This is a genomic window from Halobellus litoreus, assembly GCF_024464595.1.
Taxonomy (GTDB): Archaea; Halobacteriota; Halobacteria; order Halobacteriales; family Haloferacaceae; genus Haloquadratum; species Haloquadratum litoreum.
This window is the reverse complement of record NZ_JANHAW010000001.1, coordinates 722,970-743,687: the sequence shown is the minus strand read 5'-3', so window position 1 is coordinate 743,687 and position 20,718 is coordinate 722,970. Positions and strand designations below refer to the sequence as shown.

Annotated in this window: 19 protein-coding genes; 8 read left to right on the top strand and 11 right to left on the bottom strand. The window is 66.8% G+C overall.

What is annotated here, in order from left to right; translation table 11 throughout:
• Positions 1–46 precede the first annotated feature (46 nt).
• Both NO360_RS03710 and NO360_RS03705 read right to left on the bottom strand, forming a co-directional pair.
• Entirely contained in the window at positions 47–2,290 is a 2,244-nt protein-coding gene (locus tag NO360_RS03710; protein ID WP_256306109.1) for an NADP-dependent malic enzyme, read from the bottom strand.
• 172 nt (positions 2,291–2,462) lie between these two features.
• Positions 2,463–3,620, bottom strand: a complete 1,158-nt coding sequence (locus NO360_RS03705) for a M24 family metallopeptidase (RefSeq protein WP_256306108.1) — start codon at positions 3,618–3,620, stop codon at positions 2,463–2,465.
• A 197-nt stretch (positions 3,621–3,817) separates the two neighbouring features.
• On the opposite strand from NO360_RS03705, the gene NO360_RS03700 reads away from it, so the two are divergent.
• From NO360_RS03700 to NO360_RS03685, 4 genes are all read left to right on the top strand, one after another.
• Positions 3,818–4,681, top strand: a complete 864-nt coding sequence (locus tag NO360_RS03700) for a COX15/CtaA family protein (protein WP_256306107.1) — start codon at positions 3,818–3,820, stop codon at positions 4,679–4,681.
• 155 nt (positions 4,682–4,836) lie between these two features.
• Positions 4,837–5,733, top strand: a complete 897-nt coding sequence (locus tag NO360_RS03695; RefSeq protein WP_256306106.1) for a basic amino acid ABC transporter substrate-binding protein — start codon at positions 4,837–4,839, stop codon at positions 5,731–5,733.
• Between the two features lie 33 nt (positions 5,734–5,766).
• A complete protein-coding gene (locus NO360_RS03690) occupies positions 5,767–6,594 on the top strand; it encodes an amino acid ABC transporter permease (RefSeq protein ID WP_256306105.1) in 828 nt (275 codons plus the stop codon).
• Positions 6,591–7,331 (top strand): amino acid ABC transporter ATP-binding protein, encoded by a 741-nt coding sequence (locus NO360_RS03685; RefSeq protein ID WP_305149077.1) that lies wholly within the window; start codon positions 6,591–6,593, stop codon positions 7,329–7,331. The genes NO360_RS03690 and NO360_RS03685 overlap by 4 nt, the downstream gene beginning before the upstream one ends.
• Positions 7,332–7,379: 48 nt before the next feature.
• On the opposite strand, the gene NO360_RS03680 is transcribed toward NO360_RS03685, so the two are convergent.
• Complete coding sequence (locus NO360_RS03680; RefSeq protein WP_256306104.1) at positions 7,380–7,601, bottom strand: hypothetical protein; 222 nt, start codon at positions 7,599–7,601, stop codon at positions 7,380–7,382.
• Between the two features lie 194 nt (positions 7,602–7,795).
• Here NO360_RS03680 and NO360_RS03675 point away from each other — a divergent pair, with 194 nt between their 5' ends.
• A complete protein-coding gene (locus tag NO360_RS03675) occupies positions 7,796–8,335 on the top strand; it encodes a hypothetical protein (protein ID WP_256306103.1) in 540 nt (179 codons plus the stop codon).
• A 101-nt stretch (positions 8,336–8,436) separates the two neighbouring features.
• On the opposite strand, the gene NO360_RS03670 is transcribed toward NO360_RS03675, so the two are convergent.
• Positions 8,437–9,918 (bottom strand): replication factor C large subunit, encoded by a 1,482-nt coding sequence (locus NO360_RS03670; protein ID WP_256306102.1) that lies wholly within the window; start codon positions 9,916–9,918, stop codon positions 8,437–8,439.
• A 120-nt stretch (positions 9,919–10,038) separates the two neighbouring features.
• On the opposite strand from NO360_RS03670, the gene NO360_RS03665 reads away from it, so the two are divergent.
• On the top strand, positions 10,039–10,491 hold the full coding sequence (locus tag NO360_RS03665; RefSeq protein ID WP_256306101.1) for a pyridoxamine 5'-phosphate oxidase family protein: 453 nt from the start codon (positions 10,039–10,041) through the stop codon (positions 10,489–10,491).
• 152 nt (positions 10,492–10,643) lie between these two features.
• Positions 10,644–11,240, top strand: a complete 597-nt coding sequence (locus NO360_RS03660; RefSeq protein WP_256306100.1) for a DUF7978 family protein — start codon at positions 10,644–10,646, stop codon at positions 11,238–11,240.
• Positions 11,241–11,285: 45 nt separating this feature from the next.
• Here NO360_RS03660 and NO360_RS03655 read toward each other — a convergent pair whose 3' ends face one another.
• Entirely contained in the window at positions 11,286–11,858 is a 573-nt protein-coding gene (locus tag NO360_RS03655; protein WP_256306099.1) for a GNAT family N-acetyltransferase, read from the bottom strand.
• Positions 11,859–11,927: 69 nt separating this feature from the next.
• Positions 11,928–12,632, bottom strand: a complete 705-nt coding sequence (locus tag NO360_RS03650; RefSeq protein WP_256306098.1) for a metal-dependent hydrolase — start codon at positions 12,630–12,632, stop codon at positions 11,928–11,930.
• A gap of 158 nt (positions 12,633–12,790) precedes the next feature.
• Between NO360_RS03650 and NO360_RS03645 the strand changes: the two genes are divergently transcribed.
• Positions 12,791–13,498 carry a helix-turn-helix domain-containing protein gene (locus NO360_RS03645; RefSeq protein WP_256306096.1) on the top strand — a complete coding sequence of 236 codons (708 nt, stop codon included), beginning with the start codon at positions 12,791–12,793 and terminating at the stop codon, positions 13,496–13,498.
• 37 nt (positions 13,499–13,535) lie between these two features.
• Here the strand turns inward: NO360_RS03645 and NO360_RS03640 are convergent, their stop codons facing one another.
• From NO360_RS03640 to NO360_RS03620, 5 genes are all read right to left on the bottom strand, one after another.
• Positions 13,536–14,240, bottom strand: coding sequence for a hypothetical protein (locus NO360_RS03640; RefSeq protein ID WP_256306095.1), 705 nt, complete (start codon positions 14,238–14,240; stop codon positions 13,536–13,538).
• A gap of 46 nt (positions 14,241–14,286) precedes the next feature.
• On the bottom strand, positions 14,287–15,624 hold the full coding sequence (hmgB, locus tag NO360_RS03635; protein ID WP_256306093.1) for a hydroxymethylglutaryl-CoA synthase: 1,338 nt from the start codon (positions 15,622–15,624) through the stop codon (positions 14,287–14,289).
• Between the two features lie 77 nt (positions 15,625–15,701).
• The gene (locus tag NO360_RS03630) at positions 15,702–18,050 is read right to left on the bottom strand and encodes a hypothetical protein (RefSeq protein WP_256306091.1); all 2,349 of its coding nucleotides are present in this window, start codon (positions 18,048–18,050) and stop codon (positions 15,702–15,704) included.
• Positions 18,051–18,114: 64 nt separating this feature from the next.
• Positions 18,115–19,899 carry a hypothetical protein gene (locus NO360_RS03625; RefSeq protein WP_256306089.1) on the bottom strand — a complete coding sequence of 595 codons (1,785 nt, stop codon included), beginning with the start codon at positions 19,897–19,899 and terminating at the stop codon, positions 18,115–18,117.
• A gap of 93 nt (positions 19,900–19,992) precedes the next feature.
• Positions 19,993–20,598, bottom strand: coding sequence for a DUF2150 family protein (locus tag NO360_RS03620; protein ID WP_256306087.1), 606 nt, complete (start codon positions 20,596–20,598; stop codon positions 19,993–19,995).
• Positions 20,599–20,718 lie beyond the last annotated feature (120 nt).

The window sequence follows — 20,718 nt, the reverse complement described above, 5'->3', positions numbered from 1 at the left end:
TCCCGCTCCACCCTTCGCGACTGTTCTGCAGGGGTTGGGGGCGTCGTTACTCCTGCGCGTCGACGACGGCGACGCCGGCGAGGTTGACGATGTCCTTCACCTCGTCGCCGCGCTGGAGGACGTGGACGGGCTTGTCCATCCCGACGAGCATCGGGCCGATGGCCTCCGCGCCGCCGAGGCGCTGCAGCAGTTTGTAGCCGATGTTCCCCGCTTCGAGGTTCGGGAAGACGAGCACGTTCGCGGGCTCGTCGAGTTGCGAGAACTCGTAGGTGCCTTCGAGGATGTCCTCGACGACGGCGGTGTCGGCCTGCATCTCGCCGTCGACCGGGAAGTCGACCTCCGCGTCGCCGTGGAGTTCGGAGACGGCGTCGCGGATCTTCCGCGTGCCCGCGTTGTCGACGCTCCCGAAGTTCGAGTACGACAGCATCGCCGCGCGCGGCTCGACGTTGAACCGTCGGGCGAGGTCCGCGGTGTGTTTAGTTATCTCCGCGAGCACGTCCGCGTCGGGGTCGAGATTGACCGTCGTGTCGGCGGCGAAGATGACCCGGTTCTTGAACGTCAACATATAGACGCCGGCCGCGTAGTCGGCGTCAGGCGCGGTGCCGATGATCGACAGCGGCGGCCGCAGCGCCGAGGGGTAGTGGTGGGTCAGCCCCGTCAGCATCGCGTCGGCGTCGCCCTGCTCGACCATCACGCTCGCGAGGTAGTTGCTGTCGCCGCGAACCAGTTCGTGCGCCTCGCGCTTCGTGACGCCCTTGCGCTGTTGCAGCTCGTAGAGGCGGTCGGCGTAGTGGTCCCAGTCGCCGGCCCAGGGGTCGGCGACCTCGGGGGCGAACTCCAACCCGAGGTCTGCGGCGGTGGCGGCGATCTCGTCGGCGTCGCCGACGAGGACCGGCTGGGCGATCCCCTGCTCCTGCATCTGATAGGCCGCTCGGATCATCTTCTCGTCGCCGCCCTCCGCGAGCGCGACCCGCTTGGGGTCGGACTTCGCCTTGTTGAGGACGACGCGCATCATCTCCCGGGACTTGCCGAGCCGCGCCTCCAGTCGCTCCTCGTAGTCGTCGAGGTCGACCTCGGTCCGGGCACAGCCGGAGTTCATCGCCGCCTCCGCGACCGCGGGCGCGACCTCGAAGAGGACCCGCGGGTCGAGCGGCTTCGGGATGACGTAGTCGGGGCCGAACTGCAGCGGTTGGTCGCCGTAGGCCTTCACGACCGCGTCGGGGACGTCCTGGCGCGCGAGATCCGCCAGCGCCTCCGCGGCGGCGCGTTTCATCTCCTCGTTGATCTCCGTCGCGCGCACGTCGAGCGCGCCGCGGAAGATGAACGGGAACCCGAGGACGTTGTTCACCTGGTTCGGGTAGTCAGAGCGTCCCGTCGCCATGATGACGGTGTCGTCGCGGGCGGCCTTCGCCTCCTCGTAATCGATCTCCGGATCGGGGTTGGCCATCGCGAAGACGATCGGGTTGTCGGCCATCGAGGCGACCATCTCCTGGGAGACGATCCCGCCGACCGAGAGGCCGACGAAGACGTCCGCGCCCGCGAGCGCGTCCGCCAGCGTCTCGTCTTCCGTCTCGGAGGCGAACTCGGCTTTGAACTCGTTGAGCCCCCCGCGATCGGTCCCGATGACGCCCGAGGAGTCACACATCACGATGTTCTCGCGCTGCACGCCCAGCGAGGTGTAGAACCGCGCGGTCGCGATGGCCGACGCGCCGGCCCCGGAGAAGACGACGTTCAGGTCGTCGAGCTCCTTGTCGACGACGTCGGCGGCGTTCAGGAGCGCCGCCCCGGAGATGATCGCCGTCCCGTGCTGGTCGTCGTGGAAGACGGGGATGTCGACCTGCTCGCGGAGACGGGATTCGACCTCGAAACACTCCGGCGCTTTGATGTCTTCGAGGTTGATGCCGCCGAATGTCGGCTCCATCGCCCGCACCGTGTCGACGATGTCGTCGGGGTCCGCCAAGTCGAGCTCGATGTCGAAGACGTCGATGTCCGCGAAGCGCTTGAACAGGACGCCCTTCCCCTCCATCACGGGTTTCGAGGCCTGCGCGCCGATGTCGCCGAGACCCAACACTGCAGAGCCGTTCGAGACGACGCCGACGAGGTTCCCCTTCGCGGTGTACTCGTAGGCGCGGGTTGGGTCCGCGTCGATGTCGCGGCACGGCGCGGCGACGCCGGGCGAGTACGCCAGCGAGAGGTCCCGCTGGGTGTTCGTCGGTTTCGTCGTCGAGATCTCGATCTTGCCGGGCGGTTCCTCGCGGTGATACTCCCTCGCGTCGTCGTCCAGTCCCATAGCGGCGGCGAGGATACCGGCACAAAAAAAGCTATCTGTCGAACGGTGATTCGACAGACGACGAAGAACTACTCGAAGTCGAGTTGTTCGTCCGCCGGGTCGAAGCCCCGCGGCGCCGCCGATTCGACGGCGTCTGAGTCCGTCGATTCGGCCAACGGACGACGGGCCGCGGTCACTCGTCGGCGAGCGAACGGACCGCGTGTCGTTCCATCTCGAAGCCGTCGTCGACGCAGGAACGCACCGACGCGGTCGGCCACTCGCCCGTCGTCGTCAGCACCTCGGCGCCGTCGTCCGTGAGGAGCACGGTGTCTTCGGACTTCGCGCCCCGGACCGTTGGGTTGTACGCGTACGCGAGCGGGGCCTCGACCGCCTCGTCGCTCTCGGGCGTCGCGATCCACTCGCGGCCCGCGAAGCCGGCCGCTCCGCCCTGGTGGTGGTGCTTCCATTCGTCAGGCTCCCCGACCGCGTCGTAGGCGGCCGCGATATCGTCGAAGACGTCCCCGGCGGTCCCGGCACTCTCGGCCGCGCGCCGCGTCGCGTCGAGCGCCGTCGCCTCGACGCGCATCGCCTTCCCGTGTCGGTCCGCGAGCCACGCGGGCGCGTCCTCGAAGGACACCGTCCGCGTCGCGCTCGCGTAGAGGCCGCCGCGTTCGGCAGTCACGGACAGCAGCGCGTACTCGCCGAGCTCGCTCCGCGTCGGCGTGTAGTGCCGATACCGCTGCGCGCGTTCGCTCCCCCCGACGAGCACCACGGGGGCCTCGATCCCGCGCGTCGCGAGCGAGACGCGAAGGCCCGCGGCGACCTCGTGTTCGGTATCGTCGGCGTGCAGTTCGCGGGCGACCCGTTCGAGCGCGTCCGCGACGTCGCGTCCCAGCGTGCGGTAGCGCTCGACGTCGCTCGGCGCGAGCGGACGGCGGAGGCGACTCGCGTCGAGCGCCTCGAATCCCGGCACCTCGAAGTCGGCGGCTCCCACACCCTCTGTGGCCTCAGCGACGGCCGACGCGAGCGACGACTCGTACCACGGGACCGACGTGACGTCGAACGCCGCGGGCACCTCCTCGGTCGCGAGGCGCTCGGCCTCGATGTTGTTCGTGACGACGACGAACCCGTCCGAACGGGTGTATCCGGCGGCGGCGACGCCGACGTCGGCGTCGCGGTCGACGACGTTGCTGCCGCCGGTGAGCCACGCGAAGGAGTTCGGACGGCCGAACCAGACGGCGTCCAGTTCCTGCGCGTCGAGGACGTCCGCGAGTCGCTCGCGGCGGTGTTCGAGGTGTTCCTCCGTCCGATCGATCACGCTGTCTCCCCAGTCGGCGGCGTCGTCGGTCATACCCTCGCGTTCGGTCGATGGCCTTTGAAACGTGTCGAATCGCTGCCGACGCCGCCCCCGAAGCGGTCGAATGATCACGAACCGGCCGCAGAGGCGACCGCGAATCTGCGCCACCGAGCGACCGCTGACTGGCCGCAGACCGTCACGCTGGCGCGGCGAAGGATCGATTCAAGTAGCTCCGACCCCGAGGCTGTAGTATGGACGCGCGTCTCCGCCGGTTCGTCGGCGTCTCCGCCGCGCTTACGGGTCTCCTGATGGTGCTCGGCGTGTACACCGCGGCGACGGGCGCGGGACTGACCTGCGCCGGTCGCTGGCCCTTCTGCGACGGCTTCCTCGGTCTGTTCCCGGCGAACTGGAGCAGTTTCGTCGAGTGGTTCCACCGCCTCGTCGCGATGATCACCGGGTTCGTCGTCCTCGGGACGACGATCCACGCCTGGCGGACGGGGGCGGATCGTCGGATTCGACTCGCGCTCGCCGGCGCGACGATCCTCCTGCCCTCGCAGATCATCCTCGGTGCGCTCACGGTGACGACCTACGAGTGGGCGATCCTGCTGGCGCACTTCGGGACGGCGTCGATCATCTTCACCGGCGTCGCGCTCGCGGCCGCCTGGACGTACGGACCGTCCGGCGACGAGACGGCCTCGGGCAGAAGTAGCGCGGATGCCTCCGACGGGACCGACAAGGCGCTCGCCGCCGCGGCCGCGGCGCTCCCGATCCTGCTCGTGTTGACCCCCCACGCGTTCGTTACGTTCGGGCCGCCGATCCAGGCGGTCTACTACTTCCTCGGCCTCGGGACCTACGCGGCGCTGCTCGCGGCGGCCGTCTGGACTTCGCCGTCGACCGGGCCGCGGTCCGGCCGCCGCGTCCGCCGATTGAGTGCGGCCGCCGCCGCCGTCGTGGTCTCGCTCCTCGTCACCGGGCGACTGGTGTACGGCGGGACGCTCCAGCGCGTCTCCTTCGCGGGCGGACTCCTCGCCCTCGCTCTCGTTGTCGCGGCGTGGTACACGCTTCGTCGGGACGCCGGTGTCTCCGGGTCTCGCGGCGTTCCCGGCGGCGACTGAACGCGTCGCCGGCGATGGTTCTCGCGGTTCCACTCGGGTGCGCCCCCGGGAACAGCTCTGACGCCGGACGACCGTTCATAATCCCTTCAGACGGGTGAACGGACGTATACCGAAGCGACACGTTGTTATATTCCTCTCTACAATTGGACGATGTTATGGACAGACGGACGTACGTGAAGACCGGTGCTGGCGTTCTGGCCGGCGGTCTGTTCGCCGGCTGTACCGGTGGCGGGTCCGGCGACCAGGCAACTGAAACGACGAGCGACGGCGACTCGGGATCCGACGCGACCGAGACGGCGACCGAAGCGGCGACGACCGAATCGGTCGTCCCCTCGAACGTCGTCATCGGATCGGACATCCCGTACCGCCCCTTCGAGTACGAGACCACCTCCGGGGAACTGACCGGGTTCGACGTCGACATCGCGGCGGCGATCTTCGAGGAGCAACTCGGCGTGTCCTACGAGTTCAAGCCGACGAGCTTCGACTCGATCATCCCCTCGCTCAACAACAACAACTTCCGGATCATCATGTCCGCGATGACGATCAACGACCAGCGGGCCGAGCAGGTCGACTTCTCCGATCCCTACTTCACGGCCTACCAGACGGTCATCGTTCGCGCCGACAGCGAGATCTCCTCGAAGGAAGACCTCCGCGGCAACCCCGTCGGCGTCCAGAAGGGGACGACCGGGGCCGGCGCGGCCGAGGAACTGAAATCGGAGTTCGACGGCGAACTCGACATCAAGAGCTACGACCAGATCAACGGCGCGTTCCAGGCGCTCATCAACGGCCAGGTCAACGCCGTCATCAACGACAACACCGTCAACGCCGGCTTCGCCAACGACCGCGACGACGTCGTCTTCCTCGAAGGCGAGGGCGTCGCCGCCGAGAGCGACCAGGAGGCGCCGCCGTACCTCACGCTCACGATCGAGAACTACGGCATCGCGTTCCGGCAGGACGACGACGAGTTCCGCGAGCGCGTCAACGAGGCGCTCGCTGCGATCAGAGAGGACGGCACGTACGACGAGATCTACTCGGAGTACTTCTCCGGATAATATAACTCGGCTCCGCACCACAACCTCGCAACTATGGCTGATTCATACTCGGGGGCGTCACCCGAAGCCAACGCTGCGGCCGACGGGTTCTTCGACGACCAGACGCTGAAGTACCTCGGCGTCGGCCTCTCGAGCCTCGTCGCGCTCGGGATCGTGCTGCTCGTGCTCTACATTCTGGCCGTGCAGGTCGACTACGCGCTCATTCCGACGGTCCTCCCGCAGTTCATCAACGCCTACGTGTTGGTACTGGGAATCGTCGTCACGGCCAGCGTGCTGTCGGTGACTTCGGGGATCTTCGTCGGCCTCGCCCGCGTCTCGAAGACCTCGATCACGAGCGGGATCTCGGCGGCGTACGTGCAGTTCTTCCGCGGGACGCCGCTGCTCTTTCAGATCTTCGTCGTCTACTTCGGCATTCCGACCCTGTGGCCCGGCACGTTCCCGATCTCGAACTGGGGGATCCCGACGGCGATCATCGCGCTGACACTGAACCACGCGGCCTACGTCGGCGAGGCGGTCCGCGGCGGGATCGGTGCGGTGCACGACGGCCAGATGGAGGCGGCCCGCTCGCTGGGGATGGGCTACGTGCAGGCGATGCGCGAGGTCGTGATCCCGCAGGCGTGGCGCAACGCCCTCGCCGCGGTCGGCAACGACCAGATCATCCTGGTGAAGGACACCTCGCTGCTGACGGTCATTGCGGTGCCGGAACTCATCCAGCAGTTCCGCGACGTCAACAGCGCGACGTTCGATCCGTGGACGCCGCTGGTGCTCGTCGCCATCGCGTACCTGTCGATCACGATCCCGATGGGACGACTCGTGGAGTACCTGGAAAACCGCGCAGACTGGGGGGGTGAGTCGCAATGAGTACCGACCACTCGCTGCTCGAATTCGACCACGTAGACAAGTACTTCGGCGAGACGCACGTCCTCAAAGACGTCTCGCTGGACATCGAAGACGGCGAGGTGTGCGTCGTCGTGGGTCCCTCCGGATCGGGGAAATCGACGCTGCTCCGGTGTGCGAACCGCTTAGAGGAGATCCAGAACGGCGAGATCAGACTCGACGGTCGATCGATCTCCGATCCCGACGCCGACATCAACCGCCTCCGACAGCGCATCGGGATGGTGTTCCAGTCGTTCAACCTCTTCCCGCACAAGACGGCGCTGGAAAACGTCACGCTCGCGCCGCGGAAAGTCCGCGGGATCGACGAGGCGACCGCCCGGCAGCGCGCGGAGGAACTCCTCGCGGACGTCGGGCTGAGCGACCAGGCCAACTCGTATCCGAACCAGCTCTCCGGCGGCCAACAGCAGCGCGTCGCCATCGCTCGCGCGCTCGCGATGGACCCGCGCGTGATGCTGTTCGACGAGGTGACGAGTGCGCTCGACCCCGAACTCGTGGGGGAAGTGCTCGAAGTGATGCGCGACCTCGCCGCCGAGGGAATGACGATGATGGTCGTCACCCACGAGATGGGCTTCGCCCGCGAGGTTGGGGACCGCATCGTGCTGATGGACGAGGGGCGCATCGTCGAGACCGGCGCTCCCGAGTCGTTCTTCGAGAATCCACAGACCGATCGCGGCGAGCAGTTCCTCTCGAAGATCCTCTGAGAGCGCTCGTTGGACAGCGGGGCCGCGGTTCCCATTCTGCGGTACCGCTCAGGGCCCGTGCCCGAGCAGTCCGAGAACGACGAGCGCGATCCCGCCCAGTATCATAAAGAACGCCGTCATCGATGCGTACGCGCGCTGTTCCTGCTTCGCGCTCTCGGGGTCCGACTCCCAGTGGTCCGCGCTCGGGTAGTTGCGGATCGACAGCGGGCGAGCCAGCGCGTATCCCCCGGCGAGCACGCACAGGACGCCCGTCGCTTCGGTGAGCACCATACGCCGATCGTGTGACCCCAAACGGAGGACGCGTTCTAAGTCTTCTGCCGCTGCGCCTCGACGACTCGACAGGCTGGCGACCCGATCAGTCGATGCGACGAACTGCGGACGGAACCCTCGTCGCGAACGCGCGCCGATGCCTGACGCTCGACCGCTCGACAAAGCACTTATCGCCCGTCCGCGTAGCGTCGACCGTGACCAACGTCCCCGGCGCCGGGTTCGTCGTCATCCTCGCGGCGATCGCGACGCTTCTCGCCCTCCCGCCCCTCGCGGGGCTGAGTCTGCTGGTCTCCCGCGTGACCGGCAGGCGGATCGAAGTGACGCTCCTCGCCGTCCACGCGCTCGCCGTGCTCGCGGGAGTCGCGGTCGCGGCTACCGGTCCCGCCAGCGGACTGGAGCAACTCACGCTCGGCACCGTCGTCGGACTGGCCCGGTTCACGGCCGTGGTGCTCGCCGCGGGACTCCTGCTCGCGGCCGTCGCCGAGGGGATTCCGATCGCGCTCGGCGCGGCGCTCATCGTCGTGTTCCGAAACGTCTCGTGGGGGTCGGCGCTCGGCTACGCCACCGCCGGCTACGCCCTCGGCGGGGTCGGCGGCGCGGTCGCCGGCATCGCGCTCACCGGGGCGGTCGAGGCCGCGGCGCTCGGCGCGCTCATCGCGGGGCCGGCCGCCGTCGGCAGCGTCCTCATCGAAGTCGCGGTCTCGACGCTCGACCGCCCCGCGTCGGCTCCGTAGCGTCGGGCGTGTCGGTCTCGCGGCCGGGTGACGGGCGTTGCGGTCGGCCTCGCGGTTCCGACGCGTTCACGCGAAAGCTTCGGGCTTGACCCCGAGGCAATTTACATAAAGTCCGACAGGCCCGCCTGTCCGTCGTCCTCGTCGGCCGCTTCGGGGTCGTCTGCCTCCGAACCGCCTTCGTCCGCGCCCTCGCGGTCCAGGACGTCGGAATCGAACGTCTGCTGGTCGTCGGCGTCCTCGGTCCCCGACTCCTCGTCCACGTCTCCCTCGGTTTCGCGTTCCCCGAACGCGTCGCCGGCGTGATCCTCGACCGCCTCCGCCCGCAGTTCGCTCGCGTCCTCGACGATCGACTGCACCTTGTTCGTCGTCTCGCCGCTGCCCGTGACGTAAGAGACGCCGGCCTCGTCGAGGTCGTACCACGCGGCCATCGCGACGGTCAGCTCTCGGGGCTTGCAGTGGTGCGTCATCGCTGCGAGGAACGGCAGCACGTCCAGGCGGGCCGTCGCCATCGAGAAGCCGCCGGACTCGGCGATCGAGCGGACCACCGCGTCCCGGGTCGCATCGCGCGTCGAGCGGTAGGGTGCGCCCCCGTACTGGGTCCACCCGCCGCGGGTCCGGTCGCGCGCGGCCGCGACGCCCCCGGCGAGGTTGTCGGTCGCGTAGCGCCACCAGCTGTAGTCGAAGTCCGTCGTGTACACGCGGGACGTCCAGACGTCGGCGTTCGAGAGGAACTCGTAAGCGCGGGCGAGTTCCTCGCCCTCGTAGACCAACGACACTTTGTCCTCAACCCACTTGAGGAGGTCGTCGGGCGTCTCGTCGACGTCGTAGGCGGTCCGAAGCGCCTCCTCGGCGGGCTTCTCTTTCAACACCGCATCGAGGAACTCGAAGAGGCCGACTGTGCGGTTTCTCGATCCCGTCGTCACGTCGTCGAGCGTCACTTTCTCGAGGCCTTCGGCGGTCGCCTGGAGGTCCTTCACCGCGGCGCGGAGGTCGCCGCTGTTGGCCTCGGCGATCCGCTCTAACGCCTCCTCGTCGAACTCGACTCCCTCTTTGCGGAGGATGTCGCGGAGGACGGGCACGATCGACCGCGCTGAGACGTCGCGGAACTCGATCTCCCGCGCGGCGTTGCGCAGGCCGTTCGACATATCGTAGTACTCGTTGGCGATGAGGACAATCGGCTGGTTCGCCTCCTTCAGCAGGCTGGTGACTGCCTGTTTGCCCCCGCGATCGTACTGGTAGTGGATGTTGTCGGCCTCGTCCATCACGACGAGTTGGCGGCCGCCGCTGCCGTCGCCGACCGATCCGGCGAGCGTCGTGTTGCGTGACGCCCGGCCCGCGAACCGCTCGATGGCGTCGGCAGTCCGCTCGTCGGAGGCGTTGAGTTCGACGACTTCCCAGCCCAGATCGTTCGCCAGCGCGTGGGCCGCGGAGGTCTTTCCCACGCCGGGCGCACCGTGGAGGACGACCGGCTCGCGGTGGTCGGGCCACGTCTCGGCCCACTCTTTCAGGGCGTCGCGGGCCTTGTTGTTGCCGCGGACCTCCGAGAGGGTCGACGGACGGTACCGTTCGGTCCAGTCGGTCATTGTCGGGCGAAGGGGCGAGACCCGTTTAGCTTCTGCGGGTCGGATGCCCGCCGGCCGCGACGGTGGACAATTTGGTACACCGAGCGATGGTTTATGAGTCAGTAGACCGAACAATTAGGTATGACCGACGAAGAGAGCGCGGTCGTGATGGACCGCGATGAGATCGACGAACTGCTCGGGACCGGCGGCGTCGGCGTGCTGGCGCTCGCCGAGGAGAACGATCCCTACGCGATTCCCGTCTCGTACGGCTACGACGGCGACGACGTGTACCTCCGCCTCGGATTCGGCGAGGACTCCGAAAAGAAACAGTATCTCGCGAACTCCGAACGGGTCGTCCTCGTGGTCACCAACGAGGGCGACCTGGGATGGGAGTCGACGGTCGTCCGCGGAACGCTCTCGGAGATCCCCGAGGCGAGTATCGACGGGACGGTGGTCGAGGCGATTCGATCGATCGACATTCCGTTCTTCACGATCTACGAGGAGGCCCCGCGGGAACTGGAGTATCAACTCTACCGACTCCACCCGGACGAAATCACGGGCCGCCGGGAGAAACCGCCCGTCGGAATCGAGTGACGGCGGGCGGGCTTCGGCCCCGGCCGGCGGCGGTCGGCGGCCTCCGCAGTCGACGCCCGTCGGAGCTCCGCCGTCGATAGGCGCTTCTGAGCGATTGCCGCTCGACGGTCGGGACCAGAAGATACCTATGTACCCTTGGCCACGTGGAAACGATGTCTCGCTCCGAATCGGCCCCGGCGTCCGGCGACGGAATCGCTCCGGATCGACGAACACTCGGTACCGCCGCAGTCGGCGGCGTACTCTCGTACCTCGTCGCGTACGCGATCACGTACGCGGTGACCGGCCAACAGATCGCGAACTCGCTGGCGGCCCGCGTGCTGGAAATCGCCACGGGCGATCCCGGGACGTGGAAACTCGTCGGCTGGGTGTTCTACAGCGCCCACTACGTCACGAGCGAGATCCCCGGACTGTTCGGCTCGACGGCGGTGAACCTCGTCGGGCGCGGCGACACGTTCCCGGCGGCGCTCTTTCTCCTCCCGCCGGTCGTGCTCGTCGTCGCCGGCGCTCTCGTCGCCGTCGTCGGCCGGTCCGAAACGGCCGTCGCCGGGGCCGTCGGCGGCGCATCGGTCACGCTCGGCTACCTCCCACTGGCCGTCGCCGGCGCGTTCCTCTTCTCGATCGCCGTCGGCGACTCGACGGCCGGCCCGACGCTCGTGACCGCAGTTCTCCTCGCAGGGCTCGTCTACCCGCTCGTCTTCGGGGCGCTCGGCGGTGCCGTGGGCTCGTTCGCGTCCGGCAGTCGGGCGTAACCCGCTCGCCGCCGGCGTAACGCGCTCACTACCGACGATCCCTCGCTACAGCTCTCTCGCGACCATCTCGCCCCAGTGTTCGAAGCCGTAGCGCTCGTAGAACGCCCGCGCCCTGTCGTTTTCCCGATCCACGTCGAGCACCATCCGATCGAGCGGGAGGTTCTGCGATCGAGCGCACTCGACGGCGGCCTTCATCAGATCGTCGGCGACGCCCGTTCCACGCTCCTCGGGAGCGACGAAGATCTCGTTGAGGACGGCGGCGTCCCAGACGAACGACAGCGACTCCGGCAGGACGAACGCGTATCCGACGAGGTCGGCGTCCCCACGCCGCTTCGAATCCGCGGGGGAATCGCCCACCGTCGCCGTCGAATCCGCGGGGTCGGCCGCGGCGACGACGACGCATCCCGGGTCCTCCTCCACGCAGCGGTCGACCCACGCGAGCCACCGCTCGCGGTACTCGTCGGTCAACTTCTCCTCGTAAACCGCCCCCTTGTCGTCGCCGCCGGTTCCCTCGCCGATTCCCGTCTCGAAGCCCCGTTTCAACTCCCAGAGCGCTTCGCGGTCGGTTTCGCGGTCGTACGGACGGACGCGTCCGTCGGCGGCTGCCTGCTCGCTCATCGATGTAGTTCCACGGGGAAGCGACAAGAACGCTGTCATCGGTCGCCGCCGCGACTCGAGCCCCTCGATTCATCGGCCGCCCGCGTCGCCGCCGGACGTCCGGTGGGCCCGCCACAGTCGAGTCACCGTCACGAACGCCGACAGCGGGAGCAGCCACGCGCGAAAGCCCGTCATCGCGACCGGGAAGAGGCGCTCGACGCGCTGGGACCCGCCGTCGCCGCCCGCTCCCGATCCACCGGAACCCGACTGCTCGACGCCGAGCGTCGGTTCCGCGTCGAGCACGGTCCGGAAGTCGAAGTTGCCCGTCGTCCGCCGCTCCGTCGGTTCGTCGGGCGAGAGGTCGACGAACGTCTGGACCCACCCGCGGTCGGTCGAGTAGAACAACCGTCCGTCGACCGTATAGAACGTGTCGTGCAGCGGATACAACGCGTTCACTCCGCCGACCACGAGGTCCGGAACGATCGCGGCCCCGAAGAGACAGAAGACCGCGACGAACGCGACGCGGACGCCGCGGGCACCGTACCGACGCCGGAGGGCGGACGCGGTCCCGCGTCGGGAGTCCCACAGGAGCGCCGCGAACAGGATCGCCGGAAGCAGGAACGTGTGGCCGACGGAGCGATGTGCGCCCGACAGCACGGGTTCGAGCGCGACGTCGAGGTCCGGGATCACGGTCACCGCCGCGACGACGAGCGCGCTTCGGGCGTCGAACTCCTCGCCGAGGAGCCCGGCGGCGAGCAGTAACGCGAGCGAGACGTGAACGAGCGTGGAAGGCACGCAGGTATCTGCGCCGTGATCGGACTTGAACGTTCGTGCCCCCTTCCCGTCGGGTATCGGCGTTCGTCGAACCCCACCTTCGATACGCTTTTGCGGCCGCCTCTCCCACGTTCCACCAGTATGTGCCGAGAGAGCCCGATACCGGAGGGGTGCCGGTCGTGACGACTGTTCCCAGAGAAGACCTCGCACGTCGGATCGCGGGCGAAATTACGTTGAGTGACGATCCGGGCGCGACGCTCCGGAAGTGGCGGACGGACTTCGACGTCTCTCAGACCGCCCTCGCCGAGCAACTGGACGTCTCCTCCTCAGTCATCTCCGACTACGAGAGCGGCCGGCGCGAGAGCCCCGGTATCGGCGTCGTCCGGCGGATGGTCGAGGCGCTGCTGGACATCGACGAATCCCGGGGCGGCGGCCGCATCCGCCAGTACGCCCGGGTCATCTCCGCGGGCTTCGAGAGCGACATCGTCCAGGACCTTCGGGAATACCCGACCTCGATCCCGCTGGAGACGCTGTACGAGGCGATGGACGCGACCGAACTCGTCCGCGGCGATCAGGACCGGATCAGCGGGCACACGGTGATCAACAGCATCGAGGCCATCACTCGGCTGTCCTCCGAGGAGTTCTACCGCCTCTACGGTCAGTCGACGTCGCGAGCCCTGGTGTTCACGGGCGTCACCCGCGGTGAGTCGCCGCTCGTGGCGATGCGCGTCGTCAACCCGACCCCGAACGCCGTCATCCTCCACGGTCTCACCGAGGACGACCTCTGGGAGCACGCGCCGGCGCTCGCGACGATCGACGGGTTTTCGCTCGCGATATCGAACCGCGACCTCGAGGAGATGTTGGAGGACCTGCGGCGACTCCCCTGACCGGCGCGTCGTCGGTGACACACCGGACCGGCCCGATTCACGCCCGTGCGACGGACTCCTCGGTGATCCGGTCGGCGTCAGAGTCGGCCGACCGCGTAACTCGCAACGCGTACCCGCACACGGGACAGGTATCGTCACCGGGCGACACCTGGGATCGACAGTCCGCACAGAAACAGACGCCGCTCTTCGTCACCATCCGATATTCGGGCTCTTCCTCCGGTTCCTCGGGCGCATCGAGATCGATGCCCCGGAGTCGGAAGATCTCTCTGGCCTCCCGACGGGCCTCCGCAGTCGAAAGCGAGAGGCTCAACTCCCGCTCGTCGTCCGAAACGACCGAGCGGAGGCCCCCGTCGGTCCGGTGTTCGATCGTGAGCTCTCCCGCCTCCTCGTCCAGCGTGATTCGTTCGACGTTCGAGACGGGGATCGTGGTCTCCCCCACGTGGTTCGACCAGAACGCGTACGCGAACAGCGCGAAGGCGACGAGGTGCGGCGTCGACGCCAGTCCCACGCCCGTCACCCCTGCTTGGAGGGCGTCGGCGGCGTGGAGCGCGAGTCCCCCCAGCGACCAGAGCAACCCGGTCGCCTGAAACGCCATCCACCCCCGGTCCCGCCAGTCACCGGCCCACCACCGCCGCCGCTGCCCGGCGAGAAACCGACCGGGCGTCGATCGGACGGCGATCGCGTCCTCGCGGACGGTCACGAGTCCGCGGGTGGTTCGGAAGCGCCACGATCGCTCGCTCATCGACTCGACATTCGCGTCAGTACCGTAAAAACTGGTTCGGCAGCCTCTACTCGACGTATTCGTAGCGTCGTTCGTTCATCCGTCCCCAACCGGTGAAGACGAACTCGCCGGAGGGCTGTGTGAACTCGTCGACCTCGACCTCCTTCTCGTGGTTGTGCACGTCGTGAACGAGTTCGTACTCCTCGTACGAGAGGTCGTAGCGATTGTCGAGGCGGGCTTCGACGTCGACGGCCTCGACGCCTTCGCGCCAGCCGTCCTGTACGGTCTCGGCGTGAATCTCCGCCTGCGCGCCGGACCCGTAAGAGCCGACGAGCAGTTTCTCGCCGACGAGGTCGGCGTCTTCCTCGGCGGCGGCACGGAGCGCCGACAGCCGCGCGAGGTGGACCGATCCGGTGTACCAGTTGCCGACCTGTCCGGCGATCCGGACCGTCGGATCGATCGCTCGCTCGTACCACTCGCGGTACCGACGCGTCTCCTTCAGTTCGTCCATGTACGCCCGGATCGCCTCCTCGTAGTCGTCCCACTCCGCGAAGTCGGCTTCGCGCGGCTGCATCCCGATGTCGTCGGCGAGTGCGTCCTCGATGTCGGTGCCGCGAGTGATGTGGCGATACCCGAGCAACGCGGCCTTCCGGACCATTCCCGGGTACGGCGTGTGGAACGGGAAGTAGACGAAATCGTCGGGGTGGGTGTCGCCGGCGACTGACTCGTAGTCCTCGAGGGCCTCGCGCATCCGCGCGAGATACACCTGGATCGAGCGCTTGCCGTCGACGCTCGGGAACTGCTGGTTGGGTTTCAGAAAGTCGGTCTCGTCGGCGCTCCCGTAGCCCTGTTCGGTCGAGAGCGCGACGACGTCGGGGTCCTCGTCGACGAGCATCGCCACCGCGCCGGCCCCTTGGGTGGCCTCGCCGGGGTCGCCGCGCTCGTACAGCGCCGTGTCGGTCGCGATCACGAGCGCCGCGCGCCCGCGGTTCCGACCCGCGCGGATCCAGTTGTACGCGTCGTCGATGACCTGCGTGCCCGACAGGCACGCGAACTTCCGCTCGCCCTTGTTCGCGTGGTGGAAGTCGCCGTCGTAGACCTGCTCTAAACAGCCGGCGACGTACGTCGAGACCGGCTTGGAGTTGTCGAAGGCGGACTCGGTCGCGACGTCGATCCGACCGATGTCGTCGGGGGTGAGTCCCTCGCGGTCCATCAGGCGCTTCGCCGCGTTCGCGCCCATCGTCACGATGTCCTCGTAGACGTCCGGGAGCGAGGAGTACTCGATGCCGATTCCTTTCGTGTACTTGCCGGGGTCTTCGCCCTTCACCGGCGCGAAGGTATTCGGCAGATCGAGTCGCAGTTTACCCGTCCAGAGTTCGATGGCGTCGATGCCGACGGCAGTCATACCTCGTCTATCTCGCGTACCGCTTATTGGTTTGTCGATAGCACTGTCGACGATCGTCTAAGTGCGGCGGCGTCGTCTCAGTTGCTGCCGGCGACTCCCGATGCCGGGTCGCCGACCACCGCGCTCTCCGGAGAGACCTCCAAGTACCCGTCCGCGTCGCCGATAATGGCGTCCGTGACGTCGACGATGTAAGCGTTTTCGTCGTCTGAGGTGCCCTCCCCGCGGCCCTGGCCTTTCCCACGTCCGCTACCTTCTCCCTGGGGGTTGCTCGACTCCACGGGAACTTCAGCCGAAGCGTGCCCTCGTGACCGGATCGTCGTCTCGACGAGCAGTATATCGCCTGCATCGCTCACTGCAAGGGAGATGCTGTTGTAGCTCTCCGCGTTGTCGAGGGTGGACCCGGTGGCGTCGATGCCACGTCCCGAGCTGATCGATATCTGCCCTTTGCCGACGGCGGTCGCGTTATCGATTTCGAGGCGGTTCCCGGAACTCACGTCGAGGCTACCCCACCCCTCCGAGGCGTCCAGTTCGGCGTCTGTCAGCGTCACGTTCTCGTCCCCGGTGAGACGGAGATCGCCCTTCGTTTTGACCGATAGTTCACGGGCCGAGAGACGACGGTCCGTGGACGTGACGTACACGCCGCTCCATCCCGCAGTGTTGTCGACCGTCGTTCCCGTCAGGCGCACTGACGACCCCGCGGTGATAGACACCTTCCCGCCGGAGGCCACGCGGGTTCGGACAGCGTCGACCGCCTCAGTATCCGAAATCACGGTTACACTGCCGTCACCTTCCTCGTTGGTAATCAGCGACTGGCCGACGTCGACGGCCGTCGACCCTCTGATAGCTACCGAACTTCGGGTGATTATCTCCGTGTTTTGAGCAATAACTCCGTCACTGGCTTTGACGGTCACGCTTCCCTGCGACTTGATCGTCATCCGGTCGCCAGAAACCGAGCCGTCGTCCGTCGAGACGGTGACGCTGTTCCACCCCGCTTCGTTATCGATCGACGTGGAGGTGGTGTCGACGCCAGTCGATCCCGTGATCGAGATGCTCCCCTTCGATCCGATATCAGCGTTGTGAACGTCGACTGCCCCGCCACCGGACGCGACGGTGAGACTGTTGCTCCCGGCGGCGTTGGTGATCGTAGCCGACCCCATTTGGACGCCCTGCGAGCCAGAGATCGAAATAGAGCCTTTTGAGGTGACACTCACCCCAGGGGCGACGACGGCACTTTGCTCGGATTTGACGGTCACGCTGTTCGAGCCCCGTAGATTATTGATCTGTCCGTTGCGGAGTCGCACCGCGTCCGACGCCGCGACCGAGATACTGCCCCGCGAGGCCACGGTCGTCCCTTCGAGATCGGTCGCCCCGTCGCCGGACTTGATGCTGATACTGTTCCAGTTGGCGGTGTTGTCGACGACGGACTCCGTCATCTGTACGCCGTGGGCTCCGGATATCGAGATGCTTCCTCTCGACTGAATGGATGCACTGCTGGCGGTGATACGGTCATCGCCTGATTTCACCGTGACACTGTTCCATCCGCCCGCATTGTCGATCGTGCCTCCGGGAAGAGCCACGTACCCGGGCACGTTGAGCGCGACCGAACCCTTCGTTCGTAGCGTGCCGGCGAGACGTACGTTTTCGGCGCTCAGATCGATCGCGTTCCGCCCTGTCTCGACCGTTACGTCGTCCGGAACGCGAAGCGTGGCCGACGACGCCGTCTCGGAGTAACTGCCGGGGACCGTCCCGGACGAGAGGTCGACGGTTACGTCGCCGTCGGCGGTCTCGTACTCGCCGTCGTCGTCGACGTCTAACCACGGCCCTGAAGGCTTCTCCGCCTCGTCGGTATCCTCGCCATCGCCCGGAGTCTGGTCGCTGCCGTCTTCATCACCCGGAGGCAGACTCCCGCCGTCAGATGCTGTCTCTCCCTGTGCGAGGTCGGCCGGGCGAACAGTCGACTTCTCGGTGATCGAGACCGTCTCCTGAAGCAGGAGCGTCTCCGCGTCGTCGTCGACGAGCGAGACAGTGACGTCCGCACCGGCGGACTGTGCCCACGCCAGTTGCCACGTCTCTCCGGGGTCGAACTGCCCGTTCGCGTCGCCGCGGATCTGTCCGTCAGCGAAGGCGTACGAGAACTCCCCGGAGTCGTTCCTGACGGTCACGCGAAGGTCGTCGACCGAGAACGACGGCCCGCCGTTGTGTTCGAGTTGGAGCGTTTCCTCACTCGCAGACAGCGTAAAGTCCGCCGTCGACCCTGCCGCACCGCCGGCACCGCCCGCCGACCCGCCCGCACCACCGCCACTCGTCGAGGCGACGTAGTACGCGCCGAAGGTCGCTCCGCTGACGACGACCACCGCGACGAGGAGCAGGCTCCCGAGGGACTCTGTTTGGGCGCGGTTGACAGTAGTAGGTAGCGGACCGCTCACTCGCGGCTATATCCGTGGTACTCTGATAAAATGTCCCTTCTAAATTTCAGCCCTGATAGTGTATCTACGCCGAAGCGGTTACGTCGTAACTTTCCGTGTACTCATTGCCGTTTACAGTGTATGTGAATCTAACTGTAATACTCTCACCAGTCATATCTGCCGTCGTGCTGCTCCCCGCGCCACTTCGTGACTGGTAAAATCGGTAGATGTACACCCGCGCAGACTCGGATCCGGATAACTGTGCCGAGTCGTCGAGTGTGCCGGTCGTCCCGGTTTGCCAGTTGTTATTGTTTCCGTTCCCGTCGCCAGAATCGTAGTATCCGTCCTCCGGATCGTTTGTGTTGGCGCCGTTATCGCCGACGTCGACGAACACTTCGTTTTGTCCGTCACCGTCACCGCCGTTGCTTTCGTACACCAGCGACGCAGTGTTTGAGGGATCGGACAGTTCGATGCTCTCGATCGTCACTGCCTCGCTTCCCTCGTTATTCATCACGAACTGAATTCCAGTCGATTCACCTCCGTTCGCGTTCGCTTCGCCACTGCCTGCCTGCAAGGCGAGCGGACCTGTGCCGTCGCCACCCCCACCGTCACCACCCCCACCCGCCGCTTGGATGTCCACGTCGTACTCCACGTTTTCCACGCGCTCTCCCTCGAAAGATGGGTTCCCGACGTCGTAGACGGGATCGCTGGACTCAGTCAGGAACGTCACGCCAATCGAGTCCGAACTCGCCGCCGAACTGTCGGGCGCGGTGTACCGATAGCGGTAGCGTCCCGGTTCGAGAACCACGCCGTCCGGAATCGTCGTCTCCTCGCTCCCGGCCTCGACGCTGCGTCCGATGGGATTGTTGTACTTGTCGCGCAACTCGACCGTGAACGGATAAGTGCGACTCTCGAAGGGGTTCGACTCGAGGTCGTCGACGCTCGTCAGGTACGCCGGCTCGGTGTCGCCGACGCCGCTCCCGACGCCGACCTTCGAGAGCTTCAGCTGGTAGGTCGCGTCGGGCTCGAAGAACAGTTCGACGCCGTCCTGTCCGCCGTTCTCGACGTTCTCGACCCGGTAGACGTACGCGTCGTTATCGGGGTCGGCAGCCGGGTCGTACTCGCCGGTCTCGTTCAGCAGGTCCGTCCACGACTGCGCGTTCAGCCGCGAGGGGACGAAGACCGAGACGTTCTCGCCTTCCGCGACGTTCGAGACGCTGATCGTCCGTGTCGAGGTGCTCACCGCCCGCGGATTCATCGAGAGCGTGCTGGCCCCGCCGCGCGAGAGGTTCCCCGAGAGCGCGACGAGTGAGATCCGTTTCCCGGCGACGATCGGTTGCCCGGTCCGCGTGAGGGTCCCCGAGTCGAAGCGGTTGTACACGACCCCGTTCTCGTAGACCGTCGTCGGGGCGGCGTCGTAGTTCGCGTAGTCCGGTCGGTAGACCAGCGACTTCGTGGTGTAGGTGCGCGTGGTGTCGCCGTCCCAGAAGTCCGCCGTCTCGGGGTAGTCGGGACCCGCCGTCGACTCATCGTCGGCCGTCGCGTTCTCGATCCGGATGGTTCCGAGGTCCGCAGTCGAGAGCGTCCCGCTCGGCGGGCCGGGGTTCACGGCGACGACGCGCGTCGGATAGCGCGTCCCGAGTTCGACGCCGGTCGGTGCTGACGATCCCGTCGCGGCCGTCCCGAGGATGGCGTTCCTGACCTGTTGCATATCCGCCTGCACGCGCTGGTTGTGCTGGAACTCGACCTGGCGGTTCTCGTTCGGGACGACGGTCGCCTGGTACAGCGACAGCGAGACGACGAGAAACCCGAGCAACAGGACCGCGCCGATCTGCACGGTCACGGCCCTGTCGTCGTCTCGGAGAGACATGGTTCCGATTCGGCGACTACCGGATAAAAACGTTGCCGCCGAGACGGGGGACGAACCGAGGCCGGAACGAGTGACGTCGGCTCCGCTCAGGTTTCAGTCGTCGTCTTCCTCTTCTTCGACGACTTCGGGGTCGCTCATCGCGCTCTGGAGGCTGTCGAGGCCGTTGACCCACTCGGAGACGAGGCCGTACTCCAGGTCGTCGACGACGGCCATATCGAGTTCGTCGCCGACGATGATCCGCGTGCCGGCCTGCACGAGGTAGCCCAGTGCGGCGTCCATATCGTCGTCCTGCTCGGCGGCCGCCGCGGCTTCGACGTACTCCGAGAGCGGGGCCTCCTCGGCCGCGCCGGCGACGATGTACTCCTCCGCGGCGTAGAAGACGCAGACGAGGCTCGTCTGGACGCCGTCGACGAGCATCTCTTTGTCCTCGCGCGCGGCGTCATCCTCGATGTCCAGTTCGGGCTCCGAGAGGACGATCGTCCGGACGCGTTCGAGTTCTTCGATCGCTTCCTCGTCGTCGAGCCGATCCTCCTCGTACGCGGAGACGATCTTCGCCACCGCGATGGCGGCGTCGTCCTGGAGATTCAGGAGCAATCGCGCGGAGTCTTCGTTCTCGGGATCGAGCTCTTCCTCTTCGACGCGGGAGAGCCAGTTCTGCCAGCGTTCTTCGGTGTAGTAGGTCTCCTCGGCCTCGGTCATACTCCACCATTCCCGCCGGGATTCAAATGCCTTTCTTGTCGAGGCCCGGTTTTGCGGGGCTCACGATAACTCATCTCTCGGTGTCGTGATTGCCGTGACCCCGCCCCCGACGCCCGAACG